This window comes from Nocardia alba NBRC 108234 (assembly GCF_001612665.1).
GTDB lineage: Bacteria > Actinomycetota > Actinomycetes > Mycobacteriales > Mycobacteriaceae > Nocardia > Nocardia alba.
In genome coordinates this window covers 58,232-81,299 of sequence record NZ_BDAX01000035.1, presented here as the reverse complement: position 1 = coordinate 81,299, position 23,068 = coordinate 58,232, and the positions used below count along the sequence as shown (strand labels likewise).

Below are 23,068 nucleotides of genomic sequence, written 5' to 3'. Positions count from 1 at the left end.
GTGCTGAATTCGGTATCGGATCCATGCGCGGCGAGTTGGTCCGACGATGGATCGGTGGTCGATCCGACCCGCCGGTGAGTGCGTCGATCTCGGTGCCGTGAGCGGTGGCGCCGAGCGGGATGTCCGCTGGTTCGTAAACTTCCGATTCTTCGTTCGTGACCATGTTGCAAGGTTTCTCCAAGCAAATATGGCAACTTTTCGGCTATATAATCGACCTCTTGAAACGAGCGGTATCAATGGAGGTCGAAATGGCCCGACAGAGTCGCATCGATGGCAGTACGGATGGGTCGAAGTGGCTGGAAATCGGCGCATTCCGTTCTTCCCGAAACGTGGAATCGGGCAACGGTTCCAGCGCCGGCTCCAACGGCAGTGGGGGCCCGTCACCCGATGTCTTTCCACTGACGGCGGCGCAGCGGGGGATCTGGTTTGCCCAGCACCTGACGGATTCGTCACCGATCTCGGTGGCCCAGTACGTCGAGATCGTCGGCGAGCTGGACGCCGAACTGCTCGCGCGGGCCTGTAGAACCGCCAGTCGCGAGTTCGGGTCCGGGCATACGCGACTGACCGAGGTCGACGGGGAGCCGCGTCAGTTCGTCGACGAGGAACGTGGAGCCCCGGTCTCTGTGATGGACCTGCGCCGGCACGCCGATCCGGTCGCGACCGCGCGCGAGCTGATGACTCAGGACTACTCCACGCCGCTGGACATGTCGAACGACGACCTCGTGACGAGCATCGTCTTCGAGGTCGGCGAGGACCATTACCTCTGGTACCAGCGCGCGCACCACATCGCGCTGGACGGATTCGCCGCGGTAACGATGCTGCACCGGATGACCGAGCTGTACAACGCCTGGGTGAAGTCCGAGGAACCGGCGCCGTGTGCGGCGCAGGACCTCGGTGTCATCGTCGAGCAGGATCTGGCCTACCGGGATTCCACCCGTTTCGACAACGACCGCAGCTACTGGCTCGAACACCTGGAGGGCGCGCCGCCCGCTGTCAGCCTGTCCGGTCGCGTCGGCAAGCCGACCATCCATCCCACGCTGGTCAGTACCGAACTGCCCGACGACACCGCGAGTCTGCTGAACAGCGTCGCGCTCGAACAGGGCCGCAGCGTGGCTCCGATCATCGTCGCCGCGTTCGCCGCCTACCTCGCGCGGATGACCGGAAGCGACGAAGTCATGCTGAGCCTGCCGGTCTCGGGTCGGCACTCCGCGGTGCTGCGCCGTTCCGGGGGGATGGTGGCCAACGTGGTCCCCCTGCGGATCGAGGTGGCCGGCCGCAACGTCGGTGAACTGATCGCCGCGGTACAGAGCGAGTTGACGAGTGCGCTGCGGCGCCAGCGCTACCGCCAGGAGGACATCTTCCACGACATGGGTATCGCGCGCGACGAGGCGGCGTCCTTCGGACCGGCCGTGAATCTCATGATGATCGAGAACGAGGTGGTGCTGGGCAACACCACCGGCCGCCTGAATGTCCTCACCTCGGGCCCCACCGCCGACCTCTTCGTCAATATCTACCCGGGCGCCGGCAAGGACAGTACCCATATCGACTTCCAGGGAAATCCGAATGCCTACACCCCGGACGAGCTCGCCGATCACCATCGGCGGTTCCGCATGTTCCTGCACGAATTCCTCGCCGGGGGAGCGCAATGCCCGATCGCCCGACTGTCGCTGCTCGATGGACCGGAGCGGTCCGCGTTGCCGCGGGTGCGGGGGCAACGCGGCGTGCGAACACGCCTGCTCCCGGAGATTCTGACCGAGAGCGCGCGCCGGAACCGGAGCGGGTGCGCGATCATCTCGGCCGGGCAGACGATGACCTACGGCGAGCTGGACGCCAGGTCCTCCCAGCTGGCCCGGCAGCTGAGCGCGCTGGGTTGTGGACCGGACACGGCGGTGGCGATCATGCTGCATCGCTCGGTGGAATCCGTCGTGGCGACGTGGGCGGTCGCGAAATGCGGTGCCGCGTTCGTCCAGATGGACCCCGAGTACCCGCGTAAGCGGGTGGAGCATATGGTCGCCGACAGCGGCGCGACCGTGGCGATCACGATCGACCCTCTGCGTGACCGGCTCCCGTCGGCGATGCGTGCCGTGGTTCTCGACGATGCGACCATGGTCGACGGCGACGCCGCGAGCGGCCCGTTCACCGAGGGCGACCGTATCCGCCCGCTCCGGCCGTCCAATATCGCCTATATCACCTATACCTCGGGTTCCACCGGCGCGCCGAAGGGCGTCCAGGTCACCCATACCGGGCTCGCGAATCTGGTTGCCGACCGCGCCGACACGTACGGAATCGACACGACCTCGCGGGTGTCCTATGCGCTCTCGCCCAGTTTCGACGCCTCCATGGAACAGTTCCTGACCTGCTTCGCGAGCGGATCCACGCTGGTGATCGTGCCGCCCGAGGTCACCGGCGGCGAACCGCTCACCCGGCTGCTGGCCGATGAGCACGTGACCCACCTGACGCTCACGCCCACGATGCTGTCGACCGTCGACCCGCAGTCGGCGACCGATCTGCGCGTCGTCGTGGTCGGCGGCGACGCCTGTCCTGCGCACGTCATCGAGCGGTGGACCTCGTCGTTGTCCATGTACAACGAGTACGGTCCCACCGAGGCCACCGTGACGGCCGTCGGCGCCCTGCTCAGACCCGGCCACGCCCACGAGGTCGGCGGGCCCCTGCGCGGCGTCTCGGCGATGGTGCTGGACCGGGCGCTGCAACCGGTGCCGAAGAACACCGTGGGCGAGCTGTACCTCGCCGGGCCGGGATTGGCCCGTGGGTACAGCCATCTGTTCGTCGAAACCGCCGCCCGGTTCATCGCGGACCCGTACGGCGGTTTCGGTGAGCGGATGTACCGCACCGGCGATATCGCGCGCTGGACCGGCGACAACGCCGAAATGACGCTGGAATTGGCCGGACGCAGCGACTTCCAGGTCAAGATCCGCGGATACCGGATCGAACCGGGCGACGTCGACGCCACGCTGACCACTCACGAGGACGTGGATCTGTCGGTGACGGTGCCGGTGCCCAACAACGTGGGCACGACCGTGCTGGCCTCCTACGTGGTCCCGGTCGATGGCCGTCGGATCGAACCGCTCGAACTCGAACGCTTCGCCCGCGACTCGCTACCGCCGCACATGGTCCCGGCGGTGATCCTCGCGTTGGACAGCCTGCCGGTGAATGCCTTCGGCAAGCTCGATCGCAAGGCGCTGCCGAAGCCGGAATTCGGCACCGCGCCGGTCGGCCGACCGCCGGCCACCGCCAGGGAGAAGGCGGTCGCGACGCTGTTCACCGAGGTGCTCGGCGCGCCCCTCGTCGGGGCGGACGACAGCTTCTTCGCCCTGGGCGGCGACAGTATTCTGTCTATCCGGCTGGTGGCGCGGGCCAAGGCCGAGGGATTGAGTTTCTCCACCCAGGACGTGTTCGTGCACAAGACCGTCGCGGGCTTGGCGGCCACGGCCACGGCATCGCAGGGCAGCGATACCCCCGTATTGGCCGAGTTGCCCGGCGGCGGCGTAGGACCGCTGCCGTTGTCGCCGATCATGTACGCGATGCTCGATCGCGGTCATTTCGACCGATTCGGGCAGGCCGCGCTCGTCCAGCTGCCCGAAGGGGTCGATCGAGCGGGTCTCGTGCGCACGCTGGGGACGCTGCTGGATCGCCACGACATGCTGCGCGCGGTCTTGCGCGTCGACGGCGCTGATCGGCACGTCGAGGTACTCGAGCCGAAATCGGTCGACCCGGACGCCGCGCTCGTCGACGTTCGGCTCGATCGACGTGACGCCGCCGAAGTCGACCGGCACCTGCAGAAGGCCGCGGATCGACTGGATCCGGGCAACGGTGTGCTCGTGCAAGCCGTCTGGATGCGGGATGGCCACGGTTCGGCACCCGACCTGATGTGGCTGGTGGTCCACCATCTCGCCGTCGACGTGGTGTCGTGGCGGATCATTCTCACCGCCCTCGCGCAGGCCTGGTCGCAGATCCGCGACGGCGGCGAAGCGCGATTCGGCCCGGCCACCACCTCGTTCCGGCGGTGGGCGCACGGATTGGTCGAGGGGGCGCCGGACAGACGGTCGGCGGAGCTCGACGGGTGGAAAGCCATCCTCGCGGGAGGCGACCAGCTACTCGGATCGCGGCGTCTGGATCCGGATCGTGACGTCGGGGCCACGGCGGGCCGGGTGCGTCAGCGCATCCCGGCGTCGGTCACCGAGGCGGTTCTCACGACCATTCCGGACCGATTCCACTGCGGTGCCAACGATCCGCTGCTTGCGGCGCTGGTCCTGGCACTGGGTGAGTGGCGGCGCAGGCGGGGCAAGACGGCGGCCGAAGGCGAGTTGATCTCACTGGAGGGGCACGGCCGCGAGGAGCGGGCCGTGCCCGGCGCCGATCTCAGCGCCACCGTGGGCTGGTTCACCACCCGCTTCCCGGTCCGGCTCGACTGCGACGAGGTCGACCTCGACGATGCCATGGCCGGCGGCGCGGGGGCGGGCCGGGCGATCAAGCGGGTGAAGGAGCAGCTGCGCGCGGTGCCCGGCGACGGCCTCGGCTATCAGGTGCTGCGTCATCTCGATTCCCAGGGCCGGGCCGAGCTCGCGGACCTGCCAGAACCCCAGATCAGTTTCAACTACCTCGGCCGGGTCGGCATGGGTGAACGCTCGATGCCATGGGCGCCCACCAGCGAGTTCACCGCCCTGACCGCGACGAGCGATCCGGCGATGGCGCTGGCAGCCGTGCTCGATGTCAATGCGCTCGCCGAAGAAGGGAGCGACGGCCTCGAACTCGACGTGACCTGGGAGTTCGCCGCACAGGTGCTGAGCGAGGACGAGGTCGACGAGCTCGCGCGACTGTGGGCTCGCGCGCTGGGCGCGCTGGCCGATCACGTCCGGTCCGACACCGGATTCGGCTTCACTCCCTCCGATTTCCCGCTCACCGAGGTCTCGCAGGACGACGTCGATCACTGGCTGGACGAATACCCGTCGATGCTCGATGTGTGGCCGCTCACCGCCCTGCAGTCGGGCCTGCTGTTCCACACGGTCTACGACCGGGACGGCGACGACGGCTACATCGTGCAGGTGGGGCTGACGTTCGCCGGGCAGGTGGACGGTGCGCGGATGCGGCGGGCCGCGCAGGTGCTCATCGACCGGCACGACAGCCTGCGGACCGCCTTCGTCGCGAGCGCCGACGGGCCGCGTCAGGTCGTGGTGCGCGACACCGAAGTCGATTGGGGCGAGTCGAGTATCACCGACATCATCGATCCCGGTCGGCGCGAACACGCGCTGCGGCGACTCGCGACGGCGGCGACGGCGCCGTTCGACCCGGCCCACCCGCCGCTGGTGCGTTTCCACCTCGTGCGCACCGATATCGATACCTTCCGATTGCTGGTCACCAACCACCATCTCGTGCTGGACGGCTGGTCGATGCCGCTGCTGATCCACGAGTTGCTCTCGCTGTACAGCTCCGACGGCGATACCGCCGCGCTCGCGCCCCCGCGTTCGTACCGGGAGTATCTGCGGTGGCTGCGAGCTCAGGATCGCGACGCCGCGATCGCCGCGTGGCAGCGGACGCTCGCCGGAATCGACAGTCCGACGCGGGTCACGGGCAGCCCGGATCGGTCGGTCACCGCGCAGGCGGGTGAGGTCGAACTGGACCTTGATGCCGCGACTACCGCCGCGCTGCTCGATCTGGGCCGCTCACACGGCGTCACCGCCAACACGGCCCTGCAGGTCGCGTGGGCCTTGCTGGTGGCCGCGCTGACCGGACGCTCGGACGTGGTGTTCGGCAATACGATCGCGCACCGCCCGCCGCAGATCCCCGATATCGAGCGCATGGTCGGGCTCCTCGTCAACACGCTACCCGTTCGCGTCCGACTCGAACCCGACGAAACCGTCGCCGACCTGCTCGGCCGGGTGCAGTCCGAGCAGGCCGCCATGCTGGATCACCAGTACATCGGGTTGGCGGAACTGCAACGGGCCACCGGTATCACCGAGATGTTCGACACCGCGACGGTGCTCGAGTCCTATCCGCTCGACCGGGAACTGCTGGCGCGCAATCTCTCCGAGGCCGGCCTGCGGTTCGTGGAGGTCACCGCACACGATGCCACCCCGTATCCACTGAGTTTGCAGGTTTCCCCGCCGAGTCGCGACCGTCGATCGGACGCCGCCGACAAGCCCGCCACCTTCACGGTGGCGCTGAAGTTCGCCACCGACCGGTTCGACGCGCCCGAGGTTCGCACGCTGCTCGAACGTTTCGAACTGCTGCTCACACAGATCATCAGCCACCCCGCGCGCAAGGTCGTCGAGATCTCCGCCTGCTGGGATTCCGAACGGGCCCAACTACTTTCGGGCGGCAACGACGAGCCGCCCGCCGCCGAACTCGTGCTGCGCGAGATCCTGTGGGACACCGCGCGCAAGTATCCGGATGCCGTGGCCCTGCGGTGCGGTGACACCGCCCTGACCTATCGGGAACTGGAGCGCCGCGCCGACGATTTCGCCCATCAGCTGGCTCGCCGAGGCGCGCGCGCCGAGTCGATCGTCGCGTTGGCCGTTCCCCGTTCGGCCGAACTGGTGATCGCGATCTGGGCGGTGGCCAAGACCGGCGCCGCATTCCTGCCACTGGATCCCGGCAATCCCGCCGCACGGATCGCGGAGTTGCTGGCCGACTCCGGGACACGCGTCGGCGTGACGACCGGCGATGCCGCGCAACGCCTTCCGGATACGGTCGACTGGTTGACGCTGGACGCCTCGGCTCCCGTCGCGGACGAAGGTATCGCCCGGGTGTCCGAGATCGAGGCCGCTCGGCTGTCGGCCGACAACGCGGCGTATGTGATCTATACGTCCGGATCGACCGGCAAGCCGAAGGCGGTCCACCTCAGCCATCGCGGGCTGGCCGACCTCGTGTCCGCGCAGGCCGACGCCTTCGACGTCGGTACGGAATCGGTGGTGTTGCAGGTCGCGTCGCCGGGGTTCGACGCGTGTCTGTCGGAATTGCTGCTGGCGCACGGCAGTGGCGCCTGTCTCGTGGTGGCGCCGCCGCAGGTGTACGCCGGGACCGACCTCGAGGAATTGATTCGGGCACAGCGGGTTTCGCACGCGATCATCACACCCACGGTGCTCAAGACCATGGATCCGTCCCGGACGCCGTCGTTGACGACGCTGGCGGTCGTCGGCGAAGCGACCGGGTCCGACACCGTGAATCGGTGGGCGCACGGGCGACGGCTGATGAATCACTACGGACCGACCGAAGCCACGATCTGGGCGACGGGATCGGACGCCCTCGCACCCGGCGAGGCGGTGACGATCGGCGGCCCGATCCGCGGCGTGTCCGCGCTGGTTCTCGACCGGTGGTTGCGACCGGCGCCGGTCGGGGTCGCGGGCGAACTCTATCTCGGTGGACCCGGACTCGCCCGCGGTTACCTCGATCGACCGGGTGTGAGCGCGTCGCGCTTCGTCGCGGATCCGCGATCCACGGGTGGCGAACGGATCTACCGCACCGGTGATTCCGTGCGGTGGGTCCGTGGCCGTGCCGGGTCGGAACTGGAATACCTGGACCGGCGCGATCAGCAGGTCAAGATTCACGGCCTGCGGATCGAGCCGGGGGAAATCGATGCCCACCTCGTCCGGCACCCGGACGTGGCGAGCGTCGCCACGGTCGTGGTGCAGGGGCCCGCCGGCGAACCGGTGCTGGTGTCCTATGTCGTCTCCGCCTCGGGTGCCGCGATCGATGTGGCGGCACTGCGCGAGGACCTCTCGGGCACGCTGCCGCACTATATGAATCCCGCGGCGATCGTGCAGCTCGAGGAGATGCCGCGTACTCCGACCGGCAAGCTCGACCGGAAAGCATTGCGGCAGAGGGCCTTCGACGCCGACTCCGGCGGCAGAACACCGTCGACGCCCACCGAGCGGGTGGTGGCGAAGCTCTTCGCCGAGGTGCTCCATCTCGACACCGTGTCCGCCGACAGCAACTTCTTCGCGCTCGGCGGGGACAGTATCGTCTCGATGCGTCTGGTGGCGCTGGCCAGATCCGCCGGGCTCACCTTCACGCCCCGAGATGTATTCGAGGCCAAGACAGTCGCCGCCCTCGCCGCGATGGCACGCGACGACGCGGCGCCGGTGGCGGAACGCGCCTCGGATTCGCCGCTCGTCGCGCTCACCCCACCCGACATCGCACGGCTAGAGCAGCGCTACCGCGGCCTGTCCGATGTATGGCCGTTGTCGCCCATGCAATCCGGGGTGTATTTCCACTCGACGTTCGACGCCGATGCCGGGGACAACTACACCGTCCAGACGATGATCGGATTCACCGGCGCGGTCGACGGTGAGCGCCTGCGCCGGGCCGCCGCGGCACTGGTCGAGCGCCACGACATCCTGCGGGCCGCCTTCGTGGAGACGACGAACGGGCCGTACCAGATCGTGCTCGACCACGTCGAGATCGAGTTCCGGGAGATCGATCTCGCCGGTGGTGGCGATGCGCGGTCCCCGGAATCGATCGCCGCGGCCGACGCGGCGGCGGGCTTCGACCTGTCTGCTCCGCCACTGCTGCGCCTGACGCTGATCCGCCTCGACGCGCGGTCCTTCCGGCTGCTCGTCACCAACCACCACGCCATCCTGGACGGCTGGTCGATGCCGTTGCTGATGCGAGAACTGCTCGACTACTACGGATCTCCCGACCACATCGATTCCGCCGGACCCGCTCCCTCCTACCGCGACTACCTGTCCTGGCTGGGTCGCCAGGACAGTGCCGCATCCAAAGCCGCATGGGCGCAGGCATTTTCGGATGTCGAAGCCCCCACTCGGGTGTCGCGCGACGTAGCCGCGGTGGGTTCGGTCTCCGCCGCCGAGGCCGTGGCCGAGCTGACCGCTGATCGTTTCGCGCGACTGCGCCGAGTCGCGGCGGAGGCGGCCGTCACCCTCAACACCACGGTCGCCGCGGCCTGGGCGCTGAATCTGCGTGTGCTGACCGGGGAGACCGATGTGATCTTCGGCTCCGCGGTGTCGGGACGGCCACCGGAGTTGCCGCTGGTCGAGCAGACGCTCGGCATGTTCTTGACCACGGTGCCCGTCCGGGTCCCGCTCGAACCCACCTCGACGGTGCGCGAGTTGCTGATCGGCATCCAGGCCGAGCACGCCCGCATGCTCGACCATCACCACATCGGCCTACCCGAGATCCACCGCAGCGTCGGTCTGCCCGAGCTCTTCGACACCGCTGTCACTTTCCAGTCGTTCCCCGTCGATCGCACGGTATTGCAGCGGCTCATCGATTCGGCGGGCCTGCGGGTGGACGAACTCAGCGGTGTCGACGCGACGCCGTACCCGCTGAGCCTGGTCGTGGAACCGAAGCAGTCCGAGCACGGCGAAGCGCAGGGCCTGCGGATCACCCTGCGATTCCACGACCGCGCGTTCGGCACCGCGGCGGCGCGGAGGATCCTCGACCGGTTCGTCGAGTTGCTCGCCCGGATCGCCGTCGACGCCGACGTCCGGCTGGGTGAGCTGCTGCTCGACGAGGAAACGGGGCCGTCGTGGCCGATTTCGGTTGCGGACCAGGCGATCCCGGACACGCTGGACCGAATCCTCGCCGCGCGGGCCGTCGCCGAACCCGACGCGATCGCCGTGCGATACGACGGCACCGACCTGACCTACCGTCAGCTCGACGAGCGATCCACCCGGCTGGCCCGAATCCTGCTGCGCCACGGCGTCCGGCGGGGACAGATCGTCGCTGCGGTGCTTCCGCGATCCCCGGCGGCCACGGCCGCCCTGTGGGCCGTGGCCAAGACCGGCGCCGCCTTCCTTCCGATAGATCCGATCCTGCCGTCGGAGCGGATCGAATTCCTGCTGTCGGACTCGAAGACCACGGTCGGGCTGACCGACGCGTCCACCAGGAAACACCTCCCCGACGACGTCGACTGGCTGGTCCTCGACCAGGAACCGACGCTCGATGCCGTGGACCCGGTTGCCACGCCGCCGATCACCGACGCCGAACGCGGCGGACCGATTCGACGCGATCAGATCGTGTACGTGAGCTACACCTCCGGGTCGACCGGTGTACCCAAGGGTGTGTTCGTCAGCCATCGCGGCCTGGCCGATATCGTCGCGGCGCAGCGGCGGATCCTCGGCGTCGACCCGACGTCGGTGGTGGTGCAGGTGGCCTCGCCCAGCTTCGACGCCTCGGTGTTCGAGTTGCTGATGGCGCACGGCTCGGGCGGCCGACTGGTCATCTCGCCCGCCGACGTCTACGCCGGACCGGAGTTGGCGGATCTGCTACGGCGCGAACATGTCTCACATGCCGTGATCACCCCTTCGGCGCTGGCGACCGTCTCGTGCGACGGTCTCGACGACCTGCGCGTACTGGCGACAGCCGGGGAGCCGGTCGGGCCGGAACTGGTCGACCGGTGGGCGCCGCGACGCACCATGATCAATCTCTACGGTCCGAGCGAAGCCACCATCTGGGCCACCGCAGGCGAGGCGCTGGTGCCCGGTGCCGCGATCACGATCGGCAGGCCGGTGGGCCCGGTCGCGGTCGTCGTCCTCGATACCTGGTTGCGGCCCGTGCCCTCCGGTGTCGCGGGCGAGCTCTACCTGTTCGGCGTGGGCCTGGCCGATGGGTACGCGGCCAGGATGGGGCTGACCGCGGCGCGGTTCGTCGCCTGCCCGTTCGCGGGGCCGGGGCAGCGGATGTACCGCACCGGTGACCTGGTGCGGCGCGGCGCCGACGGCGAGCTGGAGTTCCTGGGGCGCAACGACTTCCAGGTGAAGGTGCACGGCGTCCGGGTCGAGCTGGGGGAGATCGACGCGGTGCTCGACGCGCGTGCGGACGTGGCGTACGCGGTGACGGTGCCGCGTCACGATGGCGAGCGCGGGGTGCTGGTGTCGTATGTGGTGCCCGAGCCCGGGACGGAGGTATCGGGCGAGCAGGTGCGTGCGGCGCTGGCCGAGGTATTGCCCCGGTCCTCGGTGCCGTCCGCGGTGATGGTGCTGGCGCAGATGCCGCTCACCGTCAACGGCAAGCTCGATCGCGAGCGGTTGCCCGAGCCGGTTGCCCGCACACGAGAATTCCGGGCGCCGTCGCCCGGGGTGCAAGAGCTGGTCGCGCGGACCTTCGAGCAGGTGCTCGACGTGGATCGGGTGGGAGTGGACGACGACTTCTTCGCCCTGGGCGGCGATTCGCTGAGCGCTTCGACAGTGGTGGCGCGCCTGGGCGCGGCCCTGGACACACGTGTTCCGGTGCGGTCGGTCTTCGAGGCGCCGACCGTCGGCGGCTTGGCCGAGCTGGCGGCGGGGCTGCGCGGTGGGGGTCGGTTGCCGCTGCTGGCGGGAGTGCACTCCGACGCTGTGCCGCTGTCGCTGGCACAGCAGCGGATGTGGTTCCTGAACCGGTTCGAGCCGGACTCCGCGGTGCACAACATTCCGGTGATGCTGCGGTTGTCCGGACGCCTGGACACCGAGGCGCTGTCGGCGGCACTCGCCGATGTGGTCGGACGGCACGAGGTACTACGGACGATCTATCCCGAAACCGCGGGTGAGCCGCGACAGGTCGTGCTCGATGAGCACTCGGTGTCGGTGGTGCCGGTCCAGGTGCCCGCGGATGCGGTCGCGGAGGTGGTGGGCGAGTTCGTGCGGGGCGGATTCGACGTGACCGAGCGAGTGCCGATGCGAGTGGGACTGTTCGCGCTCGGCGCCGAGCGCGACGGTGGCACCGGGGAATTCCTGCTGGTGCTCGTGGTCCATCACATCGCCGGTGACGGTCAGTCGATGGGGCCACTGGCCCGTGACGTGATGGTGGCCTATGTCGCGAGACTGGCCGGGCAGGCGCCGGAATGGGAACCACTCGCCGTGCAGTACGCGGATTTCGCGTGGTGGCAACGGCAGATGCTGGGGGCCGCCGACGATCCGGGGTCGTTGATGTCGGAGCAGCTGGAATTCTGGCGCTCGACGCTCGCGGGTGCGCCGGATCGGCTGGAACTACCGACGGACCGGCCACGGCCCGCGGTCGCGTCGCTGTCGGGCGGCCGGGTGCCGGTAGAGCTCGATGCGAGCCTGCACGAGCGGCTGGTGGCCCTGGCACGGTCGCGGGGGACCTCGCTGTTCATGGTGATGCACGCGGCGCTGGCAACGGTGTTGGCGCGCCTGAGCGGCAGCGACGACGTAGTGATCGGCACCCCGGTGGCGGGGCGGGGCGAGCCGGGTCTGGACGATCTGGTCGGCATGTTCGTGAACACCCTGGCATTGCGGACCCGGGTGGATACGGGCGAGTCGTTCGCCGAGACGCTGATGCGCACCCGGGAGACCGACCTGCTCGCCTTCGAGCACGCGGACGTACCGTTCGAGCGGATCGTGGAGGAGCTGAACCCGGAGCGATCGGCGGCGCGCCATCCGTTGTTCCAGGTGGCCTTGGCGTTCCAGAACGTCTCGACGGTCGATGTGGCGCTGCCCGAGGTCCGGGTCGCGCGCGCGGACGTGAACACCGGGTCGATCCAGTTCGACCTGCAATTGGTGCTGGCCGACGCGACCGGCGATGACGGTGCGGCCCAGGGCATGTCGGGAATGCTGACCTTCGCCCAGGACCTGTTCGACGAGCCGACCGCGGCGTCGATCGTCCGGCGGCTGGTGCGGGTACTGGAAGCCGTCGCCGACGATCCCACCGTTGTCGTCGGCGATATCGACTGGCTGGAAGCCGATGAGCGCGCGGCGCTCACCTCGCGGGTCGGGACGCACACCGTGGAGGTGTCGGAGCCGTCGGCCACGCTGCCGGAGGTGTTCGCCGCCGCCGTCCGCGACAACGGCGACGGTATCGCCGTCGTCGCGGGGGACACCACGATGTCCTACGCCCAGCTGAGCGAACGATCGAGTCGGCTGGCGAGAACGCTGATCGGCCGTGGCGCGGGACCGGAGCGTCCGGTGCTGGTGGCCGTGGCGCGGTCGATGGAATCCGTCGTCGCGTGGTGGGCGGTGGTGCAGTCGGGTGCGGCGTATGTGCCCGTCGACCCGAGCTATCCCGAAGGCCGGATCGCGCAGATGATGTCGGATTCCGGTGCGACGCTGGGTATCACGGTGTCATCGGTGCGTGCCCAGCTGCCCGGTGCGGTGGACTGGATCGTGCTCGACGACCCGGCCGTCGCCGCGCGGATCGACACGGAGGCGAGCGGCCCGATCAGTGATGACGAGCGCCCGCGCCCGCTGCGGCCAGCGGACGTCGCCTACGTGGTCTTCACCTCCGGATCCACCGGAGTGCCCAAGGGCGTCGCCGTCACCCATTCCGGCATCGCCGACTTCGTCTCGGGGCGGCGCGCCGACCGCGCGCTCGGGCACTCGTCGAGGGTGTTGCACTTCGCGTCGCCGTCGTTCGATGCCGCGCTGCTGGAGATCCTGATCGCGGTCAGTGGGGCCGGTGCGTTGATCGTGGCGCCGACGGGGATCTACGGCGGCGGTGAGCTGGCCGAGTTCTTGCGCACGCGGCGGGTCACCCACGCCTTCATCACCCCGGCCGCGCTCGCGTCGGTGGATCCGGCGGGGCTCGACGACTTGCGGCTGGTGATGTCGGGCGGCGAGGAGGTCCCGGCGGATCTGGTGAGCCGATGGGCGGGTACCGACGTCGCGGGCGCCCGGAAGTTCCAGGTGCTCTACGGGCCGACCGAGGCCACGATCATCGCCACGGCGACAGGCCCGCTGGCGCCCGAGGATCGGCCGACGATCGGTGTCCCGCTGCCGGGGATACAGGCGCTGGTCCTGGACGCGCGGCTGCGGCCGGTGCCGGTCGGGGTAGCCGGCGAGCTGTATCTGGCGGGTTCGGCGCTGGCGCGCGGCTATCTGAACCGGGTGGGCACCGATGCGGCGCGGTTCGTGGCGCATCCGTTCGCGGAATCGGGACGCCGCATGTACCGCACCGGCGATGTGGTGCGCTGGAACGTCGGCGGCGAGCTGGAGTTCTTGGGGCGCAACGATTTCCAGGTGAAGATCCGCGGCTACCGGGTCGAGCTGGGCGAGATCGACGCGGTGCTGAGCGCGCGGGCGGAGGTGGCGTACGCGGTCACCCTGCCGTGGCGTGCGGGCGAGGGGCCGGCGCGGTTGGTGTCCTATGTGGTGCCCGAAGCCGGGGCGAGCCCGTCGGGCGAACAGCTGCGCGCGGCGCTGGTCGAGGCGCTGCCGTCGTACCTGGTGCCCGCCGCGGTGATGATGCTCGACGCGATCCCGCTGTCGCCGAACGGAAAACTCGACCGCGCGGCCCTGCCCGCACCCGTGGTGCAGGCCAAGCGATTCCGCGCTCCGGCGTCACCGGCGGAGGAGATAGTGGCGGGCGTCTTCGCCGACGTCTTGGGCAGCGACGGTCCCGTCGGCGCCGACGACGACTTCTTCGACCTCGGCGGCAACAGCCTGGTGGCCACCCGGGTCGCCGCGCGGATCGGCGCGGCGCTCGACGTGACCATCCCGGTGTCGGCGATCTTCGAAGCGCCGACGGTCGCGAGGTTGGCCGCGCGCGCCGAAACCCAGGCCGACACCGGTCGGGTCGCGCTGACCGCGCAGCCCCGACCCGAGCGCATTCCGCTGTCGTACGCACAGCAGCGGATGTGGTTCCTGAACCGGCTGGAGCCGGGCTCGGCCGCCTACAGCATTCCGATCGTGCTCCGGATGTCGGGGCAGTTGAATCTCGACGCGCTGCGCGCCGCGCTCGAGTACGTGCTGGATCGGCACGAAGTACTGCGGACCGTGTACCCCTATGCCGAGGGTGCGCCATCGCAGGTGGTGCTGTCGGGCGCGCCGGCATCCGCGCCGATGACCGTGCTCTCGGTCGCGGAACCGGAACTGGCCGAGTCGCTGTCGGAGTTCGTCTCGACGTCGTTCGACGTGACGGTCGAAGGGCCGGTGCGGGTCCGGTTGTACGAGCTCGAGCCGAACGAGTGGGTGCTGGCCGTGGTGGTGCACCACATTTCCTGCGACGGGTCCTCGCTCGGTCCGCTGGCACGGGACATGATGACCGCGTACGCGGCACACCTGCTCGGGGAGACGCCGAATCTGGCGCCGCTACCGGTGCAGTACGCCGACTACGCGATCTGGCAGCGCACGGTCCTGGGCGCCGAGGACGATCCGGAGTCACTTCTGCACGCCCAGATCGATTACTGGACAAGCGAGTTGGCGCAATTGCCGGTGCTGCTCGGGCTGCCGACCGATCGACCGCGTCCGCCCGTGCAGACCCATGCGGGCGCGAGCGTACCGATCACTGTCGACGCCGAACTGCACGCGGGATTGCAGCGGGTCGCGCGAGCACACAACACCACGCTGTTCATGGTCTTCCACGCCGCGCTCGCGGCCACGCTGGCCCGGTTGGCCGATACCGACGACGTCGCGATCGGCACGCCGTTCGCGGGACGTGGTGAGCCCGAACTCGACGATCTGGTCGGGATGTTCGTCAACACCCTGGTGCTGCGGACCCGGTTGACGCCGACGATGACCATCACCGAGCTGCTCGAACACCAGCGCGAGACCGATCTGGCCGCGTTCGGGCACGCCGATGTTCCGTTCGAGCGGCTGGTGCAGGAGCTGAACCCGGTGCGCTCGCACGCCCACCATCCGCTGTTCCAGGTGATGCTGGCGTTCCAGAACGTCACCGACGCCCGGTTCGAACTTCCCGAGCTCACGGCGTCGGCCGTGACGGCCGAGACCGACATCGCGCTGTTCGATCTGCTGATCACCCTGTCGGATTCCTACGATGCCGCCGGTGACCCGGTCGGCATCAGCGGCGGGCTGATCTACGCGAGCGATCTGTTCGACGCGACGACCGCGACAGAGATCGTCGATCGCCTGCTGCGAATGCTCGCCGCGGCGGTGACCGATTCGACACAGCCGGTCCGCGAGGTGGATCTGCTCGGCGCCGATGAGCGTGAAACCATTCTGACGCAGTGGAATTCGACCGAGCACCGCCTCCCGCGGGGCGAGACGCTCACCTCCCTGTTCGACCACTCCGTGCGCGTGTACGCGGACCTGCCCGCGGTGACCGCAGGCGAGCAGACGTTGACGTACGCGGAATTCGCGTCGCGGGTCGCCCGGTTGGCGCGGTATCTGATCTCGCGTGGCGTGGGTCCGGAGTCGTTGGTGGCGTTGCGGATGCGGCGTTCGCTGGACCAGTACGTCGCCGTCTACGCGGTGCACGCGGCCGGCGGCGGATATGTGCCGGTCGACCCGGACCTGCCTGCGGACCGCGTCGCCTACATGATGTCCATCGCCGCACCGGTGCTGGAGCTGTCGTCGCTCGAGGGGCTCGACCTGTCCGGATTCGATGACGGTCCGGTGACCGACGCCGATCGGCTCGCACCACTGCGAGGGCACAATGTCGCCTACGTGATCTTCACCTCGGGATCGACCGGACGACCGAAAGGTGTTGCGATATCGCACCGTTCGGTGGTCAACCAGCTGCGGTGGGTCGACGACACCTACGCGCTGACCCACGATGACGTCGTGCTACAGAAGTCCCCGGCTACGTTCGACATGTCGGTGTGGGAGCTGTTCGCGCCCATGGCGGTGGGTGCGCGACTGGTGATCGCCCGCGCGTACGGGCATACCGACCCGGCCTACCTCGCCGACATCATCGCCGCCCAGCGGGTCACCTTCACCGCGCTCGTGCCGTCGATGCTGGCGGTGCTCGCCGACATGGCGCCCGCGCGGTCGCTCGAGTCGTTGCGGACGCTGCTGGTCGGTGGTGAGGAGTTCAGCCCCGAGACGGTGGCCGCGGCACGCAGACTCGCTCCCGGGGTCGCGCTGCACAATCTGTACGGGCCGACCGAAGCCACCGTGTGCTCGACCGCGCATCGGGTGACCGACGCGGAGAGCGCGACCATGCCGATGGGCTCCCCGGTGTGGAACACGCGCGCCTACGTCCTCGACGACCGGTTACAGCCGGTTCCTCCCGGTGTCGCGGGGGAGCTGTACCTGGCGGGCACCCAGCTCGCGCGCGGCTACCAGTCCCGTCCCGGCCTCACCGCGGAACGGTTCGTGCCCGACCCGTACGGTGACGGCGAGCGTCTGTACCGCACCGGCGACCTGGTGCGCTGGCGCCGGACCGGGGAATTGGACTACCTGGGCCGCACCGATTTCCAGGTGAAGCTGCGTGGCCTGCGGATCGAACTCGGCGAGATCGAGTCGGTCCTGGCCGAGCACCCCGGCGTCGCGCGGGCGATCGCGGTGGTGCGCCCCATCGGCGTGATGGAGCACCTCGTCGCCTACCTCGTGCCCGCCACAGGCGGCACGGTCGACACCGCGGCGGTGTCGGCGCACGCGTCGACCAAACTGCCCGACTACATGGTGCCCGCCACGATGATGGTGCTCGACACCGTGCCCGTGAGCTCGTCGGGCAAGCTGGACCGGCTGCGGCTGCCGGAGCCGGTGCTCGCGGTAGCGGAGTTCCGCGAGCCCTCGTCGTGGCTGGAAGGCGAGGTCGCCCGGGCCTTCGGCACCGTACTCGGTGTGGACCGCGTGGGCGCGGATGACGACTTCTACGCCCTGGGCGGTAACTCGCTGAAGTCGGTGCAGGTGGTGAGCGAGTTGCGCAAGGAAATCGACTACGAGGTGCCGATCAGCTGGATGCTGTCCGATCCGTGCCCGGCCGACCTGGCCAAGCGAATCGAGTCCAGGATCAGCTCCGGTGCCGCCGTCGAGGGGACCGATGCCGGCTTCGACACGCTGCTGCCGATCCGGACCGAGGGTGCGCGAGCCCCACTGTTCTGCATCCACCCGGCCGTCGGCCTGTCGTGGTGCTACCGCACACTCGACCGCTACCTCTCCGACGGTCGACCGATCTACGGCATCCAGGCGCCGCAGATCGGCGGCGAGCTCCCCGGCCCGACCTCGATCGAGGAGATGGCCGCGCGCTACTTCGACGAGATTCGCGCGGTGCAGCCACACGGGCCCTACCACCTGCTCGGCTGGTCACTGGGTGGTGCGATCGCCCATGCCATCGCTGTCGAGATGCGCGCCGCCGGTGAGCAGGTCGCGCTGCTGGCGCTGTTGGACGCCGAGGTGGGCGGTGTCGACGAGTCGACGCTGCGCGCTGTCACGGCCGGCGAGCTGATCAGCAATCTCGGCCCGGTCATGGGCGTCGATGTCGTCAGCGCCGAGGCGACCGCCGAGGAGGCCGCCGAGCTGATCGAACGGCAGCTGGGCGGCAGCCTCGGTATCGACGCCGCGCGGATCCAGCGCCTGACCGATGCCTACAACCTGGCGATCCGGGCGGCCGGTGCGTGGCGTCCCGCGGTCGTGGACAGCGACATGCTCTATTTCACCGCCACCAGGGAGCGGCGATCCGACGCCGCGGGTCACGAGGGCTGGGCGCGAGTGGTTCGCGGGCAGATATCGATGTTCGACATCGACGCGGGCCACCTCGAAATGACCCAACCCGCAGCGATGGCCGAGATCGCCCGGATTCTCAACGCCCGGCTGGACCGATAACCGCGTTTCCGCTTTCCGCGCGGAGGCCGCCGCGGGCTTCGGCCGAACGCGGCCCGGTCACGCGCGCAAGCAGTTGGCGCCGGGGTAGTTCAGGCCCGGCGCTTGCAGTCGGTATGCCCCCGGTGCGACGTGCCCCACACCGTCGATGTGGTTGTGACACTGTCCTGGTCGCCTGCTATTTTGAACGTTGTTCAATTCTGTAGTGAAGGATGTTCGCCGTGCCCGAAGTCGAGAAATCCCCGAAGTGGGCAACCGCGTTCACCGCACGGGACATGGCGCAGATCGCGGTGTTCGCGGCCCTGATCGCCGCGCTCGGCCTGCCCGGCGCGATCACCGTCGGGTTCAGCGGGGTGCCGATCACGCTGCAGACACTCGGGGTGATCCTCACCGGTGCGATCCTGGGCGCGCGCAAGGGCACGGCCGCGGTGGCGGTGTTCATCGCGCTCACCATGGTCGGACTGCCGCTGCTGTCCGGTGGCCGCACCGGACTCACCGCGCTGGCCTCGCCGACCGCCGGTTACCTGATCGGCTGGATTCCGGCGACGCTGGTGATCGGGCTGTTGACCGCGAGGATCCTGCCGAAGTATCCGATCGTGTTCGGCCTGCTGATCAACGCCTTCGGCGGCATCGTGATCATCTACCTGTTCGGTACCGCCGGACTGCTGGTGCGCACGGATCTGAGTCCGTGGGCGGCGGTGTCGACCAACTTCGCCTTCATCCCGGGAGACCTGTCCAAGGTCGTGATCGCCACGGTGGTCGCCAAGGGCGTGCATCGCGCCTATCCCGGACTGATCCGTGCCTGATCGCGGCGCGCCGTGAGCGAGATCGTCATCGACGCGGTGGGACACCGCTTCGGTGACCGGACCGTGCTGCGTGCGATCGATCTGCGGATCACCGAACGGCGGGTCGGTTTCATCGGCGCCAACGGGTCGGGCAAATCGACGCTGGCCCGCATGCTCAACGGATTGCTGAAGCCGACCACCGGCACCGTCACCGTCGACGGGCTCGACGTCGCCCGCAAGGGCGCGCAGGTGCGGCGCAAAGTCGGCTTCGTGTTCACCGATCCCGACACCCAGATCGTGATGCCGACGGTCGCCGAGGACCTGGCGTTCTCGCTGCGCCGCAGTGGCCTGAGCAAGACCGAGATCGCGGACCGGGTACAGCGTGTGCTCGACCGTTTCGGCCTCGCCGCGCACACCGACCATCCGGCCCACCTGCTCTCCGGTGGGCAGAAGCAGCTGCTGGCCATCGGTTCCGCGCTGATCCGCGAACCCGAGGTGATCGTCGCCGACGAGCCGACCACGCTGCTCGATCTGCGCAATGCCCGACGGGTATCCCAGGCGCTGAACGCGCTCGATCAGCAGGTGATCGTGGTGACCCACCAGCTCGGCTTGCTCGACGGGTTCGATCGAGTCGTGGTGCTGGACAACGGCTCCGTCGTCTTCGACGGCCCACCCGCGGCGGCGATCGAGGCGTATCGGCACCTGATCGGATGATCGGCCTGTACTGCCCCGGCGACTCGCCGCTGCACCGCATGCCCGCGGGGCTGAAGCTGGCGCTGTTGCTGATCTCGATCCTCGCGATGACAGTGTTCGTCCGCGCTCCGCTCGGCGTGCTGGTCGCCGTGGCGCTGGTGGCGGGCTTGTTCGCGCTCGCCCGTGTCTCCTGGCGGGTGGCCTACGCCCAGGTGCGTCCGGTGCTGTGGATGACCGTGATCATCGGGGTCTTCCAGCTGCTCACCACCTCGCCGGCGCGGGCTGTGGTGGTCTGCGGGGTGTTGCTGGTATCGGTGGCCCTGGCGGCACTGGTCACGGTGACCACGCGGGTCACCGCCATGCTCGACGCGCTCACTCGCGCGCTCGGTCCGCTGCGACGCGTCGGAGTGAACCCGGAGCGGGTGGGTCTGCTTCTCGCGCTGACCATTCGGTGCGTTCCTTTGCTGGCGCAGATCGTCCACGAGGTCGGCGAGGCGCGGCGCGCGCGGGGGGTGTCCTGGTCGGCGACCGCGCTGGTCACCCCGGTACTGGTGCGGGCGCTGCGGACCGCCGACGCGATGGGTGAGGCACTGGCCGCACGCGGTGTCGACGACGACTGAGGTCGCATAGTTCCCACGATGAGAGGGTCGCTCTTGCCATTCCTAGACGACCGGTCGTATAGTTCTCGCATGGCACGACCACGGCGCAGCGACGACACGAGAGCTCTTCTCATCGAGGAGGGCGCGATCGGCCTGCTGTCCAACGGCTATCACGGCACCGGCATCAAACAGGTGCTCGACAAGGTCGGCGTGCCGAAAGGCTCGTTCTACAACTACTTCGACAGCAAGGAGAGCTTCGCGCAGGCGGTCATCGAGCATCACTCGCAGTGCGTGCAACGCACCCTCGCCGCCGCGTTCGCCGCGGCGCCAGACCCACTCGCCGGTATCCGTGCCTTCTTCGCGACCCTGACCGACGATTTCGTCGCCGCTGAATACACCGGCGGCTGCCTGATCGCCAACCTCGGGGGCGAGCTGGAAGGCAGTGAGCTGCTGCGGACGTCGCTGTCCAAGGCCTGGGCCGTCTGGCGCGACGGTATCGCCGGTGCGCTGCGTGCGGCACAGGCGCAGGGCACCGTGCGCGCCGACATCGACGCCGTGGATCTGGCGGATCTGCTCCTCGAATCCTGGGAGGGCGCGGTGATCCGGATGAAGATCGACCGCACTGTCGAGCCGCTCGACAAATGCCTTCGTCGGCTGCTCGACGACTACTTCCGACCGTAACTCCGGTCGGCGCCGATCCGGTGTCGGCCTCACTGTCATCATCGGCCCTTCGGGTCGTCAGCCTCGCGGTCGTCATTCCAAGACGACCGGTCGTATATTTATCGAGAGGAAAAGTTCATGTCCACATCGAAGACGGTCGTGGTGACCGGTGGTTCCAGCGGCATCGGGCGTGATGTCGCTCGGGCTCTCGTCGCTCGCGGTGACAATGTCGTCCTCGGCGGGCGCGACGCCGACAAGCTCGCCGCCGTCGCCGCCGAACTGGCGGCGCCCACGCGGGTGGCCGCCGTGGCCGGTGACATCGCCTCGCCCGCAACAGGTTCGGCGTATGTGCGCACCGCACTCGATCGGTTCGGCCGGCTCGACGGGCTGATCAACAGCGCGGGCGTCTTCGGGGCCACGCCGTTCGTCGACGTCACCGAGGCCGAACTCGATCGCTACCTCGGCGGAAACCTCAAGGGCACCTATCTCACCACCCAGGCTGTCGTGCGGCAGCTGCTGGCCCAGGGCGATGGCGGCAGCATCGTCAACATCGGCACGGTTCTGATCGACCACGCCCTCGCCGGTCTACCAGCCTCGGCCGCGCTCGTCAGCAAGGGCGGCGTGCACGCGCTCACCACCAGCCTGGCCGCCGAGCTCGCAGCCGCCGGAATCCGGGTGAACGCGGTGGCCCCCGGCATCATCCGCACGCCGCTGTTCGGTGACGGCGACGAGCGCGCATCGGGTGCGCTGGCGTTGCTGAACCGGATCGGCGAGGTCGCCGACACCACCGCGGCCGTGCTGTATCTCGTCGACGCCGAGTTCGTCACCGGTCACATCCTGCCGGTCGACGGCGGCTTCGTTGCCGGCCGAGCTGCCTGAATCAGCGAAAAGCGTTTCCACGCGACGGATTCGGGTGCGCAGCGGCTCGACTTCCGGTCATCCCTGTGAGAGCTGCACCATCGAAAGGACATGCTCATGCCGTACGTGAACATCAAGGTCACCGACGAAGGCGTCACCACCGACCAGAAGGCGCAGCTCATCAGGGGCGTCACCGATCTGCTCCGCGAAGTACTCGGCAAGGCACCCGACAGCACCTACGTCGTGATCGATGAAGTGCCGCTGACGGATTGGGGCGTCGGTGGCGTGAATGTCACCGAGTATCGCGCCCGTCGAGCCGCCACGGAGTGAATCATCGGTACCGGGCCGGGTGAGTCCCGGCCCGGGCACCGTCACCGGGCGAGAGCGCGGGGACGGCTCACAGCGGACCGTCGAACTCGATCGAGGCATCCAGGGCGAACCAGCCCATGGAGGTCAGTGTCGCGCCGCGCTTGAAGTAGCTGGGTCCCAACCACAGGCCCGGTTCTATCTCGCGCAGCTCGTCGTAGATCCGGCGGGCGGGTCCGGGCTTTCCGGCTCGGAGATCGTCGTAGTCCAATCGCACGGCCGCGCGTCCGTCGACCGCGGAGGCGCCGACCGTTGCCACGAAGTTCAGTGCCCGCATACCGCCGAGCAGACGGAAGATGTTGTGCCCGAATGCCATCCCGCCGTCCACGTGACGAAAGGACTTGCCTACCCAGAAGTAGGCGGGACGGTCCATCAGCGGTCCCAGCAACCGGGTGCCTGTCGCGGGGAAGGACCGCATCACCAGATCGCCGGTCAGTCGGCCGAAATCGGCTGCTGTCGTCTCCGGCGCGGTGGTGAACAACTCCGTGAACGCGGCGACACCCGCCGTGGACAGCGCGTCGAGGCGGGGGCGATGGTCGGATGGCCGGTGGACCGGCATCACGCCGTCCGTGGACGACTGCGTAGGGGGCACTGCGGGCTCGATTCGTCGCTGGCGGTAGCGCGCCGTCCGGCGGCGCGGTACAGACAGTGTCACCCGATCGCCGTTCGGTGGACCAATGAATCCGTGAAC

8 protein-coding genes are annotated in these 23,068 nt (G+C 68.9%); 7 read left to right on the top strand and 1 reads right to left on the bottom strand.

Annotated features, from left to right (window positions below):
- The first annotated feature begins 161 nt into the window (after positions 1-161).
- From NA12_RS29575 to NA12_RS29545, 7 genes are all read left to right on the top strand, one after another.
- Entirely contained in the window at positions 162-18,419 is an 18,258-nt protein-coding gene (locus NA12_RS29575; protein WP_255284113.1) for a non-ribosomal peptide synthetase, read from the top strand.
- A 209-nt stretch (positions 18,420-18,628) separates the two neighbouring features.
- Complete coding sequence (locus tag NA12_RS29570) at positions 18,629-19,222, top strand: biotin transporter BioY (protein ID WP_243655164.1); 594 nt, start codon at positions 18,629-18,631, stop codon at positions 19,220-19,222.
- 12 nt (positions 19,223-19,234) lie between these two features.
- The gene (locus NA12_RS29565; protein ID WP_067458834.1) at positions 19,235-19,915 is read left to right on the top strand and encodes an energy-coupling factor ABC transporter ATP-binding protein; all 681 of its coding nucleotides are present in this window, start codon (positions 19,235-19,237) and stop codon (positions 19,913-19,915) included.
- On the top strand, positions 19,912-20,514 hold the full coding sequence (locus NA12_RS29560) for an energy-coupling factor transporter transmembrane component T family protein (RefSeq protein ID WP_067458830.1): 603 nt from the start codon (positions 19,912-19,914) through the stop codon (positions 20,512-20,514). The genes NA12_RS29565 and NA12_RS29560 overlap by 4 nt, the downstream gene beginning before the upstream one ends.
- Positions 20,515-20,583: 69 nt before the next feature.
- Positions 20,584-21,174, top strand: coding sequence for a TetR/AcrR family transcriptional regulator (locus tag NA12_RS29555; RefSeq protein WP_067458827.1), 591 nt, complete (start codon positions 20,584-20,586; stop codon positions 21,172-21,174).
- A gap of 117 nt (positions 21,175-21,291) precedes the next feature.
- Positions 21,292-22,032 carry an SDR family NAD(P)-dependent oxidoreductase gene (locus tag NA12_RS29550; RefSeq protein ID WP_067458824.1) on the top strand — a complete coding sequence of 247 codons (741 nt, stop codon included), beginning with the start codon at positions 21,292-21,294 and terminating at the stop codon, positions 22,030-22,032.
- A 96-nt stretch (positions 22,033-22,128) separates the two neighbouring features.
- Complete coding sequence (locus NA12_RS29545; protein WP_067458926.1) at positions 22,129-22,341, top strand: tautomerase family protein; 213 nt, start codon at positions 22,129-22,131, stop codon at positions 22,339-22,341.
- 67 nt (positions 22,342-22,408) lie between these two features.
- Here NA12_RS29545 and NA12_RS29540 read toward each other — a convergent pair whose 3' ends face one another.
- Complete coding sequence (locus NA12_RS29540; protein ID WP_067458821.1) at positions 22,409-22,936, bottom strand: hypothetical protein; 528 nt, start codon at positions 22,934-22,936, stop codon at positions 22,409-22,411.
- Positions 22,937-23,068 lie beyond the last annotated feature (132 nt).